At 45.3% G+C, this 3,138-nt stretch carries 3 protein-coding genes; 2 read left to right on the forward strand and 1 reads right to left on the reverse strand.

Features of this window, described 5'->3' with window-relative positions; translation table 11 throughout:
• The first annotated feature begins 807 nt into the window (after positions 1-807).
• Both ACQY6F_RS18545 and ACQY6F_RS18550 read left to right on the forward strand, forming a co-directional pair.
• Positions 808-2,166, forward strand: a complete 1,359-nt coding sequence (locus ACQY6F_RS18545) for a multiheme c-type cytochrome (protein WP_428776566.1) — start codon at positions 808-810, stop codon at positions 2,164-2,166.
• Between the two features lie 46 nt (positions 2,167-2,212).
• On the forward strand, positions 2,213-2,791 hold the full coding sequence (locus tag ACQY6F_RS18550) for a NapC/NirT family cytochrome c (RefSeq protein WP_428776568.1): 579 nt from the start codon (positions 2,213-2,215) through the stop codon (positions 2,789-2,791).
• Positions 2,792-2,868: 77 nt separating this feature from the next.
• On the opposite strand, the gene ACQY6F_RS18555 is transcribed toward ACQY6F_RS18550, so the two are convergent.
• Positions 2,869-3,138: TRAP transporter large permease subunit (locus ACQY6F_RS18555; RefSeq protein WP_428776569.1), on the reverse strand; the 270-nt coding region annotated here is incomplete at its 5' end.

Here is a 3,138-nt window from a genome sequence, read left to right on the forward strand (position 1 = left end):
CGTCTATCGGGTTCGTACCGCCGATCTGAAAAATTTATGCGCGTGCGCGTAGCAGATAGCTCCCGGAGACTTAGGCGCGGCTTTTGCCCCAGATAGACGAGTTCAACTCCGTTTGATCGTCAAGTAACAGCCGGGATTGATTCTGTTAATCGAATATACCGTACCAAATGTTTTATTTAATGGTGTTTGCAACCTCACTATCTAATTAGTTTAGTATTTCCTGCTTTATATCTGCCACGTTTTTTACGAATAACTTATTTTTATAATCTAACAATAGTTGGTAACATTTTCGTTAAAATCTATGTTTACTGAGCCAATCAACTAGCTAAATGTTTATAGTTCTCAATTAGATTTTCGATATGCTTTTGTCTCACAAATGAATATTTAATTAATTTACAGCGCTAACAAAACATCCGTTTTATTACATTATTCCCAAATTATTGCAAAATGTGTTTTCCCTTTTACACCAAACAGTTAACTAATTACAAAACACTCAACAAATACTGACAATAACTAGCAATAATACTTTAGGGGTATATTGAATGTTATAACGTTACCTCGTCGGCAAATTAACCATATCGGCTTTGTGGGATATGAATTAGCTTTGTAGAATCATTGATGGAAGTAGAGCAGTCGTAACAATATATAAACACAATGCAGCAATGCACTGCAGTCCTGTAAACGAGGTTCATTATGGATATTGGACGGTTAATTTTAAGGCCTGGGATGTTGTTCATATCCCTCGCCATAATTTCCTTTTCACTGGTTCTATCCTTACCTGTTGCCGCCCAGCCTAAAGCGTTGGTGATGAAACCTTTCGAGCAATTAAGCGACGAAAGTAAAGAATGTGCAGCATGTCACAAGGATAAAAACCCTTCTATTTATGCCCAATGGGGACGTTCTAAACACTACGGCGCTAACGTCGGTTGTTATGAATGTCACCAGGCATCTCCTGAAGACAAAGATGCAATCAAGCACGAAGGCTACGATATCGCAGTCATCGTGTCGCCAAAAGATTGTAGTCAGTGTCACAGCCAGGAGGTAGAAGAGTTCTCGGCTAGTCACCACGCCAATGCCGGTAAGATTATCGGCTCACTCGATAACTTCTTAGCCGAAGTTGTTGAGGGTTCGTTGACTATGAATGGCGCCTCCCCTGCTGCAGTCAATGGCTGTTGGCAGTGTCACGGCTCCGAAGTTAAAATTCTCGAAAATGGCGACCTAGACCCCGCCACCTGGCCAAACACGGGTATCGGCCGGATCAATCCAGACGGTTCGCTGGGTGCCTGTACCGCATGTCACCAACGCCATGAATTTTCCATGGTACAGGCTCGCCGTCCTGAAGCGTGTGGTAAGTGTCACTTGGGCCCAGACCATCCTCAGAAAGAGATTTACGAAGAGTCTAAGCACGGTATCAACTTCTATGCGAACGTTGATCGCATGAATCTGGATTCCTCTAAATGGATTGCCGGTGAAGATTACGACGCTGCACCTACCTGTGCGACCTGTCATATGTCTGCAACTCGTGAGCTACCAGTTACTCACGATGTAGGTAACCGTATTTCCTGGACACTGCGCCCGGCTGTATCTGAAAAAATTGATGCTGCAGCTAAAGCGGCCGGTAAAGAGACTAAGTCCTGGGAAGACCGTCGTGCCGATATGCAAAACGTATGTCAATCTTGTCACACTAAACCAATGATCGATAATTTCTATCAACAGTTCGATTCACTGGTTAACCTGTACAACGATAAATTCGCTTCTCCTGGTAAAACTCTGATGGCGACCTTAACTAAAGAAGGCATGCTGACAGAAACTGGCTTCGATGAAGAGATCGAGTGGACCTGGTTCTACTTGTGGCACCACGAAGGTCGTCGTGCTCGCCATGGCGCAGCCATGCAGGCACCGGACTACGTTCAATGGCACGGTATGTTTGAAGTTGCCGAACGCTTCTATTCACAGATGGTTCCTCAGTATCTCGAAATTGTTGAGAAAGCGGAACACGCCGGCAATACCGAAGGTGCTACACGTGCGAAAGCTGTACTGGAAGAAATCCTAAGCAGACCTGAGCACGCTTGGTTCTCCGGTAAGGAGCCCGATGAAGTGAAACGTGCACGTAAAGAAGCACAGGCAGCGTTCAAAGCGCGTTATTTGGAAGACAGCAAAAAATAACTCCGGATCAGCAGGCGTGAAAGCGCCTGCTTCCTGAGGAGGACGAATGGGAAAACCTACCCCCCCTCAAGATGCGCTATCCAGACGACAGCGGCTATGGCGTTGGCTGAAAAAGCCCTTGCTATTGGGCATTCCAATCGGTGTATTTGTCATACTAGCTGGGTTAGCGAGTTTTCAGGGAGTGATGGTGGCATCTAACCAAAATGCGTTTTGTTTTAGCTGTCACTTAAAGATCGACACCATAGTACAGGAGTACAAGGCGTCCCCGCACTACATTAGTGAAGACAAGGTTCTTGCAACTTGTGCAGATTGCCATGTGCCTCATGACTTCGTTAACAAGATGAAAGTGAAGATCATGGCGACAGCAGATATCTTCCATATGTTACAAGGCACGATAACAAAGGAGAATTTCGAAGATCACCGTCCACGCATGGCTCAACATGTGTGGGATATGATGCTCGAGAATGACTCTGCTAACTGTCGTGCTTGCCATGTTGGTGACAATTTTGACCTTAGCAAGCAACCACAGCGGGCTAGGCTCAATCACGAACAGATGGAAAAACGCGGAGAGACTTGTATTAACTGTCATACCGGTATCGCCCACAAACGCATCGCTATTAAATAGTTCACCTGAACGTTTAGTAAAAAATAAAATCCCTCACAAACCTGTGAGGGATTTTTTATCTCAGACTCTGAATCAATTTACATCACACCCATAATCAACTTTGGCAGGTACAAGGAAAGCGGCGGGAAGAAAGTCACGATGAACACTATCGGCAAGTGGCCGAACAACAAGAGCATCAGCGTTGGTTTGAAGTACTGCTCCAACCCCAGCTTACTTATCCCTCCGGCCATATACAGCATAGGCGCACAAGGTGGAGAGACATTACCTAAACCTAAGTTAACGCCCACAATAGCGGCAAAATGAATCGGATGAATCCCCAGCGCCTGAATTACCGGCAGAAAGATCAC

The sequence above is a fragment of the Vibrio sp. genome (genome assembly GCF_050299255.1).
Taxonomy (GTDB): Bacteria; Pseudomonadota; Gammaproteobacteria; order Enterobacterales; family Vibrionaceae; genus Vibrio.

What these genes read in the sequence shown, in the direction of transcription:
- ACQY6F_RS18545 (WP_428776566.1), top strand. Translation starts at nt 808, where the DNA reads ATGAAACCTTTCGAGCAATTAAGCGACGAAAGTAAAGAATGTGCAGCA.
- ACQY6F_RS18550 (WP_428776568.1), top strand. Translation starts at nt 2,213, where the DNA reads ATGGGAAAACCTACCCCCCCTCAAGATGCGCTATCCAGACGACAGCGG.